Genomic DNA, 11,979 nt, shown 5'->3' with positions numbered 1-11,979 from the left:
AGGGAGTCCAGCTCCGCCTTCAGCAGGGCGGCGCGTGCGCTCCCCAGGCGTTTGCCCGCGTCCTTCAGCAGCGCGTCGAGGGCCTTCTTCTCGACGCTGGCGAGGCGCTGCATCAGCTCCTCACGGGAGAGGCCGGTGGCCCGAGCCAGCACCGCGACGGTGGGCTCCAGCGGGTAGTCGAGGCTGGTGGTGTTGAACATGCGGTAGCGCGTGCCGGCGAGGACGAGTTCGACCTGCTCGGCGAGGTGGGCCCGGAGGACGCCCTCCAGCTCCGCTTTGCGCGCGCCGAGAATCTTCGCGAGGTGGGCGACTTCCTGGCGCTCGCGGGCGACGGACTCCAAGTCGGACGTGTCCTCGCAGACGACGTCACGCTGTCCCTCCAGCGCCTGGGCGTATGCGGGGCAGTTGCGCCGGTGGTCGCAGTACACGCAGTTGGGGTTGAGGCGGGCGGGGAAGGACTCCGCCTTCTCCATCTGCTGGCCCAGCGTCTCGACGTAGGCGAGGGCGGCGTCCAACTGCTCCTCGGTGCGCGTCGTCTCCTGCCGCACGCCGTGGCGCAGCATCCACATGGAGAGGCGCACCTTCTTCGCCCAGGGCCACATGCGGCGCGCGGCGAGGGCGTAGAGGCTGAGCTGGAGGCTGGAGTCCAGCTCCTCGCGGGTGAAGAGCTGGTGGTTGGACTTGTAGTCGATGACGGCGATGGTCTCCTCGTCCACCCAGTCGACGCGGTCGATGAAGCCCAGGACGGTGAAGGGCCCCACCGGCAGGCGGAACTCCTTCTCCACGGCGAGGATGTCGCGGGAGTCCACGCGCCCCTGTTGGCGCACGAAGTCCTGGAGGATGCCGAGGCCCTGCTGGAAGAGGTCCAGGCCGGAGAGGCCCGAGGCGGCCCACGCTTCACGGTAGAGCTGGAGGGCACGCTCCTCGGAGAGGGCGCCAGCGTATTCGGTGTCGATGACTTCCTGGAGGAGTCGCTCGAGGACGGCGTGCAGCGCCTTCCCGAAGCTCAGGGGGACGCCGGGCTCGGCGGTGTGTTTGTCGAGGTAGTGGAGCCGGTAGGACAGCGGGCAGGCCTCGAAGCGGCTCAGCCGGCTGTATGACAAATGCTCGTTTCGCAGTGCGCTCATGACGTGGGCCTCCGGGCCGATGCAGTGGCGTGTCGCGAGTCAGTCATCACGCTCTTTTCGAGAGACACATCAAGTCGAAGGGGACAGGCAGCGCGGCCACCTGCGTGTGTTTCACGGGCCCGGGGCATGCTCATGGCGACACCTCATCCGCGGAGGCTTGCCGTTTCTCGAAGGACATGACGCGTGAGCCCGGGAAGGCAGACAGGACGCGCACCAGGGTGGCGGCATGCTCCGGGGTGAGCTCCTTCCGGGCCTGGCCGGTGTAAGCCGGGACGAGCCACACCTCTCCGTAGGTCTCGGAGCGGAAGCACACCTCGGCGTTGAGGGACTTGAAGCTGGCGATGTCCTCGTCGGTGAGGCCGCGCAGGACCTCCGCATCCAGCTCCTTCACACCGGGAGACGGAACTGGTGGCGCGGGCTTGGAGGCGGGGGCCAGGGCGGGCTTCTTCGAGCCAGCGTCGGTCAGCGGATGTCCGAACAAGTCCATCGCAGCCGGGGCGGACTTCGCCGGAAGCGCGGGGGAAGGGGGCGCGACCTCTTCACGAGGAGCACGGGGCTGCTGATTCACCTTCAGCCACTCGGTGCAGGTGCCCACGCCGGGCAGGGTGCAGCCACCGCCAGTCCGGTAGTGCAGGCAGTGCTTGCCCTCGCCTCGGACATACGCTTCGCACGTCACGCCTGGCGGACGATGCTGTGCGGCGGTGGGCTGGAGGTAGTGCGTAAGGGCCATGCGCGGATGTCGGCGGCGCGTGTTTGCCGATACACCCTAAAAGCACCCCATCCCTCCGTTTCGGGACAGGATTTCTTTTTGCCCGATTTCTTTTTTGATTTTCCGGGGGCGAATGCCACGCGGCCATAAGGCAGAGCAAAGGCCTCCGGCGCGATTTCGGGGACATGCCTTCTCCGGGTGGCAGAAAGGTGGCAGCCGGTGGCAGGCACTTTTTGAAAGACTGCCACGAAATTCCCCAGTGAAATCAACGGAGTGGCAGTGGTGGCAATGGTGGCAGTGTTTTTTGGGGTAATGCACCCTAGGGAGAGTGAGACTTCGAACCCCCTATTGAATAGTGCCATTCAAATATGCGCGCGCGTCACGTAGGGGTACCTGAAAAAAGACTGCCACCACTGCCACCAAGAGATAAGTTATTGAATTGAAAGAAGAAAAAGGTGGCAGATGGTACTGCCACCCACCTGCCACCTCTGCCACCCCTCTGCCACCTTCAAGACGTTGAGTGAAAGTGCTGCGGCGGATTGTGAAGAGTCACGCAGGTGGAGCGCGCGGCGTCGGTGGGCGCGCTCCTGCCCTGGCCTGTGAATGGCTGCAGAACGGCCGGAAACGGCCTCTACGCGCGTGAACGGGAGCGGGAGCCACTTCGGGCCGCATCTGACGCCTTCCGTGTCATCTGCGCCCTATCAGGGCCGTCGCTTCCCGGATTTCTGAGACGCGCAGGATGGGCGGTTGGCAGGACTGCTCAATGCGAAGGCGGGGTAGTGATACAGCGAGACAAGGGTGTTTCACATGGCGCGCGTCCGAATGTCTGGACGAGCAGTTTGCTGCGCGAAGCCGAAGCCCGAATGGGTAGGCGGCTCGTTTCTCCGTGCGACGTCGAAGCCCGAATGGAGTCGTGCGGGCATGAAAGTCGCAGAGGCGCGCGCGCGACCGTGTCCCCGACGCCGCATCAACAACTTCGGATGTTTTCGCTGGAAAAGTTAAGCGTGGCTAGAGGGCCGCTGAATGCTTGCCTGTCTGGGTATTGGGATTTTGGGAGGGGTCGAGACATGGATAACAAGTATCGCCATGAAATGCGGAGGGGTGCTGGCGGTATGGGAGGCCTGGCTGTGCGTTTCTCTTCGCGCCGTCACGCCGTGGTCACGCCCAGGTTGCACGGTGTCGCTCGTATCGCTTTCGGGCATGTCTCAGCCAGGTGTCGCCCTGGGCTGTGCGGGGGCTGTGTGAATTACTGGTTCGACACGATGTGCTGGTTTGTTGTGATTGGCTCAGCCCTAATGGTGCCAAGGCGCTGGTGCGCCATCCGGATGGGCCTGCGCTGTGAGAACCGCGTCCTGGCCCACCTGGGCTCGCCGCTCTCCCATTGCCGCGCTCCCAGTCGCAAGGGAGCCTGCGCGTCACCATAGCGAGGGGTATGGGGTGCGCGGAGTGTCCGCCCAACCCTTCGACAGACGCGTCGCCGCCACGAGGTGCCCGCCGAAGACGGGGCTGCCTCGGAGGTGCTGGCGTCATTCCCTCAACGGGGCTCGGCCTGGTCTCCCCTCTCACCTGGCACTTCCCGCGCGCCGAGCGCAGGGCGGGGGCGGCATGCAACTGTGAGTCGTGGTTGGGATGCACTTCATCGAGAGCTTGGCATGGCCCTCCAGACGGCCGAGGCGCGGCGCGCCTACCGCCTGTTGCGGCGCAACTGGGAGGTGCTCTCCGACTTCGAGGAGCCGGAGGCCCTTGTTTCATTTCTCACGGCGCGCGAGGGCGACTCGCACGTCAAGGATGGGGTACTCGCGGGCCTCGTCACCCTGGTTCAGATGAGAGCTGCGGCGAGCTCCTTCGTGGCGCTGCTGTGGCTGGGCCTGTGGCCTGGGCTGGACAGCGTGTATCGCCGATGTCGCAGGCGAAAGGAGTACCGGCCCGCGGAGGTGGTGTCCTCGGTGGCCGCGTCCTTCATGGCCCTCGTGGCACGCGTCAATTTGTCAGGCGTCCATCGCGTGGCTGGGACACTCGTGCGCGGGACGGAGCGCGACGTCCTCAAGGCGTGGCACAAGGAGCTGGTGGAGCACCGCCACCGCGCGCGCCTTGAGCCGCTGGCAGACGTGGACGGCTGGGTGTCCTCGGTGCCGTGGCTCACTCCCTTCGTACCGCGAGTTCGCTCCTTCAACGCGGAGGTGGAGGAGTTGCGCGCGTGGCTCCTCCCGCTGACGGGGGAGGACACCGAGCTGGTGGTGTCCCTCGTCCTTCGCGAAGAGGACGCTGTCGAGGTGGCAGCGAGCCTTGGGGTGTCGCCCGAAACGGCGCGTAAGCGCGTCCGGCGGGCCCTGACTCGGCTGCGGAAAATGAAGAATAAAATCCCCCAAAAAGATTTCTTGTCCCGAAATGGCGGGTGGGGGTGCTTTTTAGAGTTTGTGGATTCTGAAACAACCGAGAGGGCACTGGGAGGGGGCTGCTGACGGAATGCGCGAATCGTATGTCCCCTCCGCGTGCCGCCTGGCTTTGAGGGAGTAACGGGGCCGCCTCGCGCCCCAATCCAATCCTGCTTCGAGACACCCTGTCCGTCCCGGCGGACAGCAACGCCCCTGTATTGCCTGCAACCTGGAAGGACTGAATGAAGACAGCCACGCGAAACAACTTCGAGCATGGTGAAACATACGTGCGCTTCTTCGCGCGCATCGACGGGCACCACCTCCGGGTGGTGGGCCGGGGCGACTCAGAGCCGGAAGCGAGGGGGTGTAGCGCATGCCTCTGCTGCGAGTGCGCCGAGGAGCAGGCCCATGACTACGTCCGCATGCCGGGCCTCTTCCGCCGCTGGGAGCTCGAGCACGTCATCGACAGCGAGGCGGACTTCAACATCGAGGCGGCGGGCGCCACGGAGGACGGCACCGAGTTGTTCTCGGTGTACCGGCGCGAGCGCCACGCCCCCACCACGCACTGCCAGAAGGAGGAATGAGCACCATGACCAACATGTGGGAGCAGACGGCCGCGATGGCCAAGCAGCATGAGCAGCAAGGCGGCGTCTGGCTGAAGCTGGTGAACGATGGGGACACCGCCGTCGTCGTCTTCCTCGGCGAGCCGCATCCGCGCGACGTGGTTTACCTCGACAACAAGTTCGTCCCGTTCGACGAGAAGTTGAGGGCACAAGGGCACAAGTCCTCGCTGCGCGTGGCCCTCAACGTGGCCGTCTACGGGACGCGAGAGGTGAAGGTGATGGAGCAGGCCTCCACCTTCTTCACCAACCTATTTCAGGTGCGGACGAAGTACGGGCTGGAGAAGTGGGCCTTCGAGGTGAAGCGTCACGGCGCCGCCAACGACCCGAAGACGACGTACTCCATCCTCCCGGAGTGCCAGCTTTCCTCGGAGGAGCAGCAGGCCTTCCAGGCGCTGAGCCTGCATGACTTGCCGAAGCTGTACGCGGCCGAGGCGGCGGCAGCGACGAGCAGCACGCCGACCGGGACTTCCTCCAGTGCGAAGGCGGGTGAGCCCGTCGACGTGAAGCTCGCGCAGGCCATCGCCACCGCGCTGAAGGCGCTGCCTCGCGAGGCCGTGGACCGCTTCCTCCAGAAGTTCGCCGTGCAGCGCATCCGCGACTTGCCGGCTTCGAAGGGGGAGCTGGCGCGCGCCTTCGTCGACTCCCTCGTGGCCGAGTACTCCGCGGAGAGCGTCGCGGACGTGGACCCCTTCGGGCCGTGAGCGCACCCTGTTGAGCCTGTTGCCGTAGCCATGCGCGAAGGGGGCCTGTTGCGTGCCCCCGACGCGCCTCACTGAGGAAACAAACGAATGGTGGAAGACTTCTCCGAAATGCGCGGGGACGGGGGACGTGTTGTCTCTCGCACCCAGGACTCCAGCGTGGGGGCTGCGCCGTCAGCGCCTGCGCGCAACGCGGGTACGGACAAACGGACGCTGCGCGTGCGCGTGGATGCAGGGCTGCGGCTCGCGGCCGGCGACGTTCCGCCCAAGGTGCTGGAGGGCCTCTGCCAATCGCTCTCCCTGCCCAACCCCGCGTACTGGAAGCTGGTGCGGTTGCGCAAGCGCCCGGGGGCGGAGCCCCAGACGCTGTACTTCTTCCGCCAGGAGGCGCGCGAGCTGGTGTTGCCGCGCGGGGCCATTCACCTGCTGCGCCGGGCCGCGGAGGAAGCGGGCCTGACGTTGTCCTTCGAGGACGCGCGTGTGCTGCCGCCCAAGCGCCTGGCGAAGCTTCCGGAGGTGTCCTTGCGCGACTACCAGGCCGAGGCCGTGGAGCGGCTGGCGAAGGCCACCCAGGGGACGGCGGTGCTCCCATGCGGGGCAGGGAAGAGTGTCCTCGCAGTCGGCGCAATCGCACGGCTCCGCACGCAGACGCTCATCCTCGTCCACACACTGGACCTGGCCGAGCAGTGGCGAGAGCACGTGCGCGAGCGCCTGGGCCTGGAGGCGGGCCTCGTGGGTGCCGGGGAAGAGGAGGTACGTCCCGTCACCGTGGCCGTCGTCCAGTCCCTGGCCCGGTGGGAGGAGGCGAAGCTCGACGCCTTCCTCGGCCGCTTCGGCCTGCTCGTCCTCGATGAGGCCCACCACATCGCCGCCAGCGCCTTCCATCGAATCGTGGACCGTTGCCCGGCGCGCTACCGGCTGGGCCTGACGGCGACACCCGAGCGGGAGGACGGGCTGACGCCGCTCTTGCGGCTGTACCTGGGCGCCCCCCTGGCCATGGTGAAACACGAGGAACTCGTCGCACGCGGGGTGCTGGTGGTGCCCGAGGTGCGCGCCGTGGAGACGGCCTTCGACTTCCCCTACGGCCGCGCCTCCGACTACGCGCCCATGCTGGAAGCGCTGGCGGAAGACAAGGCGCGCAATGACCTCGTCCTCGGTGCCGTGGCTCGCGAGGCCTGGGCGGGCCACCTGTGCCTTGTCCTCACGGGAAGGGTGGACCACTGCGAACTGCTGGCGCAGCGGCTCTCGGCCACCGGCCTGTCGGCCGCCGCGTTGACGAGTGAGGTGCCGCGCGAGGCGCGCAAGGCCCTCCTGGACCAGGCCCGCGCCGGGCGCGTCCGTGTGCTGGTGGCCACCAGCCTGGCGGATGAGGGGCTCGACCTGCCGCGCCTCTCGCGCGTCTTCCTTGTGTACCCCGGCCGCGCGCGTGGACGCACCGTCCAGCGCCTCGGACGCCTCATGCGCCCGCACGAGGAGAAGAAGAGCGCCGTCCTCATCGACTTCGTCGACGGGAAGGTGCCGCTGCTCCGGCGCCACCACGCCGAGCGCCGCCAGCAGTACGCCACGGTGCTGGGGGTGTCCTCCGCCGCCAGCGCCCATTGAGCCGATGCAGGGAGTGAGCACCTTCGATGACGACACCTTCTGACACCACTCCAAGCACTCCCAACCCCGACGCCATCCGCGCCACCTGGCGGTGGCTGGCGCACGCGCCGCACGGCGTGAGCGAAGTCCGCGTCATCCGCCCGGGCGGCGGTGGCATCGTCGGCCTGGGCTTCTTCGACGACGAGGAGGCCTTCGTCGCGGCCTGCGTCGAGGCCAACGCTGCCGGCAACGTGTACGTGGGCATTCAGCCGCGCCCCCAGCGCCTGCTCGAGCTGGCCCCCAACGTCCTGCGCCCGTTGCGGACGGGGGCGGGCAGCAAGGACATCGAGGTGGTGACGGCCACGGTGGTGGACCTGGACCCCGTGCGCCCCAAGGACACGGCCAGCACCGAGGACGAGCTCACGCTGACGCTCCAGGTCGCGGAAGCCGCTGCGGCCTGGTGCGAAGCGCAGGGACTCGTCCGGCCGCGACTGATGATGAGCGGCAACGGGGCGCAGCTGTGGTTCGCCCTGCCGTCGCAGTCGCTAGAAGGGGAGGCCCACGAGCGCGTGCAGGCAGGACTGAAGGCCTTCGAGGCCGAGTTCCGTGCCCGCTTCGCCTCCGAGCGCGTGCGCGTGGACTCCATCCACGACGTGGCCCGCATCATCAAGGTGGTGGGCACCGTCGCCCGGAAGGGGGCGGGGACGGCGGAGCGGCCTCACCGAGCAGCTCGGGCACTCGCCGGCTTCGAGCGCGTGGAAGACGCAGGACTCCTGGAGCGCCTGCTGAGCGCGCCGGTGCAGCCGCAGGTGCCGCACCTGGCGCGTCCGGCCCAGGTGGTGCTGCCGCTGGCGCCCTCCACCTCGGCACAGCAGGGGACGGTGAAGGCCCGCCGGACGGAGGCGGGGGAGTACGACTGGGCGCACCCGGTGGAGATGTGCGGCCCGGTGCAGCGTTTGTGGGAGCAGGGGGCGGAGGACAGGAGCGTCGCCATCTTCAACATGGTGCGCTTCTTCGCGCACAAGCAGCTCGGCCTCGATGAAATCACCGAGCTTGTCCTCGAGTACGACCGCCGGGGCCTCGGGAAGCTGAAGGGCCGGGACGGCGTCGGCTACATCCGCAAGGCCTACGAGAAGGTGATGGCCACCGCCCGCGAGGATGGGGCCGTGGCGCCGCCCTGCCACTCCCTCCAGGGCCTGGGCTACTGCCGCGTCAACCGCGAGCCGGACGTGCGCTGCGAGCTCTACGACGTCGTCTTCGACATCGAGGCGGCTGTGGAGCGCCTGGCCACGGTGCCGGCCCAGGACGTGGAGTACCGACTCAAGCCGATTCTGGAGGCCATCGCCCACCGTCCGCCGTCCGCGCAGGAGAAGTACCTGGGCCTGCTGGAGGTGCGCACGGGCCTGGCCGCGCAGAAGCTGCGGCTGTCCATGGCCCGCGCCGTGCGCACTTCAGCAGCGGGAGAGGGCGCGGAGGGCGCGGACTCCAAGAGCGGAGGGAAGAGCAGCAGCGGCGACGACACCATCGACGGCGAGGTGTTCGAGGACGCGTACTGCTACTACACGGTGACGCAGCGCGGAGACGCGAAGGCGATTTCGTCCTTCACCTTCACGCCCAAGGCCGTCGTCGAAACCGAGGAGGGGGAGGTGTTCCTCGGAGACATCCGCACGGACAAGGGCACCAGCATGGAAGGGGCGCGGCTGCCGAGGCGGGCCTTCAACTCGCGCAAGGAGCTGCTGCACCACCTGCCCTCCGTCCACACGCAGTGGACGGGCAGTGACAACAACGTGCAGGGACTGCTGCGCGTGGTGGCGCGGCGTGCGGTGCCGCGGCTGCCGGGCACCAGCGTCCTGGGGGACTTCAAACAGGGGGCGCACCACGTGTGGGTGGCACCCGGATGCGTCATTGGGAAGGAGGGTTTCCTCACCCCGTCGCCCGTGGCGTACCTGCCCAATGGGGCGTCACTCGAGTCGCGTGTCCGCTACGAGGCCACGGACGACGACAGCTTCCACGACGTGGCACGCACCGTTTTCGAGTACCTGCCGCGCATCAACACGCCGCAGGTGGTGCTGCCCATGCTGGGGTGGTTCTTCGCCACGCCGCTGAAGCCGCGCCTCTTGGAGAAGGTGGGCTCCTTCCCCATTCTCTTCTCCTACGGGACGCAAGGCAGCGGCAAGTCCAGCACCTGCACGGAAGTCTTCTGGCCGCTGGCCGGGGTGCCGGCCTCGGACGCCTACAGCGTGACGGAGACGGAATTCGCCCTCGTGAAGCTGCTGTCCTCGACGCGCTCCGTGCCGGTGGTGTTGGACGAGTACAAGCCCCATGACATGCCGCCGCCGCGCCTCCACCTGGTGCACCGCTACATGCGGCGCCTCTACCGCGGAGAGACGGAGGAGCGGGGCCGGCCGGACTTGACGGTGTCCACCTACCGGCTGCAGGCGCCGCTGTGCGTCTGCGGAGAGACGCGGCCCACGGAAGCGGCTCTCGTGGAGCGCATCCTTCCCGTCAGCCCGGAGAAGGCGACGGTGCAGCAGCCGGCCTACCGGGCGGCCTTCCGCGAAGTCACGTCCGTCCGCCTGGCCCTCTTCGCCCCTCGCTACATTCAATTCTGCCTGGGGCGGGACTTCGACAAGGACTACCGCGTGGCCCGTGCCGTCGCGGATGGCCTCGTGAAGGGGCGGCAGGTGCCTCCGCGCGTCGTCGACAACGTGACGGCCATGCTGCTGGGCATTCACCTCTTCGAGCAGTTCGCCGAGGAGTGCGGCTACCCGTTGCCCGCCGACTTGGGCGCCCGTGAGGCCGTGGACGCCGTGCTGAAGGACGTCCTCGAGGAGGAGGAGGGCGTGCGAAACGCCCTCGACGTCTTCGTCCAGAAGCTGTCCACCATGGCGATTCAGGGCGAGCTGAAGCACCGCGTGCATTACGCCTTCGTCGAGGGACGGCTGTGCCTCCACTTGGAGTCCGCCTACGACGCCTACCGGATGTACAGCAAGCGCACCGACTACCGGGGAGAGATGGTGGACACGAAGGCGCTGCGACGCCTCATTCACGAAAACCACCGCGCGGGAGGGTACGTCGTTTCCCCCAGCGAGCGCGTCTGCTTCGCCGGCAAGTCCCTGCGCAGGTGCGCCCTGGTGATTGATGTCGCGAAGGTGCCCTTCATCTCCGCGGACGACTTCCCACACGTCGAGGAGGCAAGCCGTGGGTGGCGTGGCCAGGGCTATGGCTTCGCGGAGGAAGGGCGTCCCGAGTGAGTGGTGTCAAGCAGGCGTTTGGGTGGAGACCCATTCTTGAGGTGGAGTCATGACAAGGCTGTCGCGTAGCAAGCTGTGGGCGGAGTTTCTTCAACGTCTCGCGTCGGAGATGGAGCCGCTGACCCCCGTGATTCACCAGGGCCGGCGGCTGGTATGGCGGCAAGGGGAGTGGCTGAACCGGGTGGACCTCTCGCGCCACTCCTGGCCGGACAGGCATTTCCCCGAGGCGCCGCCGGTGACGCGGATTTCGATGAACCGACTCAATTTTGAGCCCCCCGAAGCCATGCTGCGTCGGTTTGGCCTCAGCGGGGTGACACACCCCTTGGGGGAGCCGCGCCTGCGCCTGGAGTGGACTGTCTACGGGGAGGAGTTGCTCGCCTTCGCGAGCTGGCTGCCGCTGCTGATTCGTGGCCGGCTAAGCCCGTGGGAGCCGATTCCACTGCCCCCGCACCCGAGCCACGTCTTCAATGGAGGGCTGCGGAGGACGAGCTATGCATGGACGGCCACGGCGTGGGAAGTCTACGCGCGTTGGCGGAGGACGGACGTGAGCCTCCCATTCATGGCGATTCCCGCCGACCGGGTGAAGCCGGCACGGGCCCTGACGAGACTCCTCCGTCTCCCCTCCTGAATTGCTTCCCCCTGCGGCCCCTGCCGGCCTCGGCAGGGAGGTGCTGCGATGCGCGGTGTTTCTCGTGTGGCGAGTGGAGTCGTCCTGGCGGGAGTGCCGCGGGTGCCATGTGTCCCCTCGATTTCGCTCTCGGACCTTTGTCATGACAATGGATACGCGAAGGTCGAATCAGCATGAGGTTGAGGTTTCAGCCGCAGGGCGCTCCAGCACCCCGCAGCAGCGCCAGGACGACGCGGTGGATGTCCTCGCCGATGCCCTCTGGGAGCTGTGGTTGCGTCGTCATGCGCAGCGGCAAGGACAGGCGCCCGCGTGGAGCGCGGAGGAGAGCGCGCATGGCTGAGCCGCAGACTCTCGACTTGTCTTCTTCTGGGGACAGAGCGTCCATGGCTCTCGCCCGAGGGCCTGCTGCCCAGGGCACAGGAGACAACACCATGGCGAAGAGAGGGACTGCTCGGGCCGCGCGCCAGCAGTTGGCGGACGTGCCACAGCAATTGGCCGCGCTGGCCACCATGCCGGTGCCGGAGCTGGCGGCGAAGTACCTGGAGCTGTACGGCGAGCCGACGCGCAGCCGGAACCGGGACTACCTGAAGAAGCGCCTGGCCTTCCGCATCCAGGAGCTGGCCGAAGGGAGTCTCTCCTCGCGCGCCGTCGCGCGCATCTCGGAGCTGGGCGACAAGCTTCCCGAGCGCTGGCGGATGCGGCAGGTGGAGGAGACGAAGCCCTCCGTACCGCCACCTCCTCCTGCCTCAGTGGACGGGCGCGACGGTGCTGCGGATGGGCGCGACGCGCGCCTGCCGCCTCCGGGCACGGTGCTGACGCGCGTGTTCAAGGGGGTACAGCACCGGGTGACGGTGCGTGAGGGCGGGATTGAATACGAAGGCCAGCTCCACCGCAGCCTCTCCTTCGTGGCCAAGCTGATTACGGGCACGGCCTGGAATGGCTACAGCTTCTTCGGCCTCAAGGACGGCGGCTCGAAGCAGAAGG

Annotated in this window: 10 protein-coding genes; 7 read left to right on the top strand and 3 right to left on the bottom strand. The window is 67.6% G+C overall.

From position 1 onward, the window contains the following. Positions 1-1,127: RecB family exonuclease (locus FJV41_RS43525; RefSeq protein WP_141648535.1), on the bottom strand; the 1,127-nt coding region annotated here is incomplete at its 3' end. Positions 1,128-1,257: 130 nt separating this feature from the next. Then, complete coding sequence (locus FJV41_RS43520; RefSeq protein ID WP_141648534.1) at positions 1,258-1,857, bottom strand: hypothetical protein; 600 nt, start codon at positions 1,855-1,857, stop codon at positions 1,258-1,260. A gap of 1,631 nt (positions 1,858-3,488) precedes the next feature. Here FJV41_RS43520 and FJV41_RS43515 point away from each other — a divergent pair. The 6 genes from FJV41_RS43515 to FJV41_RS43490 all read left to right on the top strand — a co-directional run bounded on the left by FJV41_RS43515 (position 3,489) and on the right by FJV41_RS43490 (position 10,995). Continuing rightward, a complete protein-coding gene (locus tag FJV41_RS43515; protein ID WP_141648533.1) occupies positions 3,489-4,298 on the top strand; it encodes a sigma-70 RNA polymerase sigma factor region 4 domain-containing protein in 810 nt (269 codons plus the stop codon). A gap of 155 nt (positions 4,299-4,453) precedes the next feature. Beyond that, positions 4,454-4,795, top strand: a complete 342-nt coding sequence (locus tag FJV41_RS43510) for a hypothetical protein (RefSeq protein ID WP_141648532.1) — start codon at positions 4,454-4,456, stop codon at positions 4,793-4,795. Continuing rightward, on the top strand, positions 4,792-5,535 hold the full coding sequence (locus tag FJV41_RS43505; protein ID WP_246137790.1) for a hypothetical protein: 744 nt from the start codon (positions 4,792-4,794) through the stop codon (positions 5,533-5,535). The genes FJV41_RS43510 and FJV41_RS43505 overlap by 4 nt, the downstream gene beginning before the upstream one ends. Before the next feature lie 87 nt (positions 5,536-5,622). Beyond that, the gene (locus tag FJV41_RS43500; RefSeq protein WP_141648530.1) at positions 5,623-7,134 is read left to right on the top strand and encodes a DEAD/DEAH box helicase; all 1,512 of its coding nucleotides are present in this window, start codon (positions 5,623-5,625) and stop codon (positions 7,132-7,134) included. A gap of 26 nt (positions 7,135-7,160) precedes the next feature. Beyond that, complete coding sequence (locus tag FJV41_RS43495) at positions 7,161-10,367, top strand: hypothetical protein (RefSeq protein WP_141648529.1); 3,207 nt, start codon at positions 7,161-7,163, stop codon at positions 10,365-10,367. Between the two features lie 49 nt (positions 10,368-10,416). Further along, positions 10,417-10,995, top strand: coding sequence for a hypothetical protein (locus FJV41_RS43490; RefSeq protein WP_141648528.1), 579 nt, complete (start codon positions 10,417-10,419; stop codon positions 10,993-10,995). A 187-nt stretch (positions 10,996-11,182) separates the two neighbouring features. Here FJV41_RS43490 and FJV41_RS53240 read toward each other — a convergent pair whose 3' ends face one another. Further along, positions 11,183-11,329 carry a hypothetical protein gene (locus tag FJV41_RS53240; protein ID WP_220137947.1) on the bottom strand — a complete coding sequence of 49 codons (147 nt, stop codon included), beginning with the start codon at positions 11,327-11,329 and terminating at the stop codon, positions 11,183-11,185. 97 nt (positions 11,330-11,426) lie between these two features. On the opposite strand from FJV41_RS53240, the gene FJV41_RS43480 reads away from it, so the two are divergent. Next, positions 11,427-11,979 (top strand): DUF2924 domain-containing protein (locus FJV41_RS43480; RefSeq protein ID WP_141648527.1); only part of this gene is annotated, 553 nt, incomplete at its 3' end.

The sequence above is a fragment of the Myxococcus llanfairpwllgwyngyllgogerychwyrndrobwllllantysiliogogogochensis genome (assembly GCF_006636215.1).
In the GTDB taxonomy this organism is placed as follows: Bacteria; Myxococcota; Myxococcia; order Myxococcales; family Myxococcaceae; genus Myxococcus; species Myxococcus llanfairpwllgwyngyllgogerychwyrndrobwllllantysiliogogogochensis.
The sequence above is the reverse complement of the archived record's forward strand: the minus strand, read 5'-3'. Positions and strand labels throughout refer to the sequence as shown.